Origin of the sequence: Avibacterium volantium, assembly GCF_049366555.1 — a bacterium.
Taxonomy (GTDB): Bacteria; Pseudomonadota; Gammaproteobacteria; order Enterobacterales; family Pasteurellaceae; genus Avibacterium; species Avibacterium volantium_A.
Map to the genome: position 1 here is coordinate 1 of NZ_JBMMGT010000092.1, position 203 is coordinate 203.

A 203-nucleotide genomic window follows, 5' to 3' on the forward strand; every position below is an offset into this window, starting at 1 on the left:
CGTATAGAGATTACCTTTATATGTAGTCCCCTTCGTCTAGAGGCCTAGGACATCGCCCTTTCACGGCGGTAACAGGGGTTCGAATCCCCTAGGGGACGCCATTTAAAGCTAATTTTTTAGCGATTTGCTCTTTAACAATGTAAAAACAAGCTGAAAACTGAAGAGACTTTCAAGCTGATGAGGGAGTGGTAATAGTGATATAA

General features: G+C 42.4%; 1 tRNA gene. It reads left to right on the forward strand.

The features are described 5' to 3' along the window. Positions 1-25 precede the first annotated feature (25 nt). Positions 26-101 (forward strand) — tRNA-Glu (locus ACLS0A_RS11130). Positions 102-203: the final 102 nt, after the last annotated feature.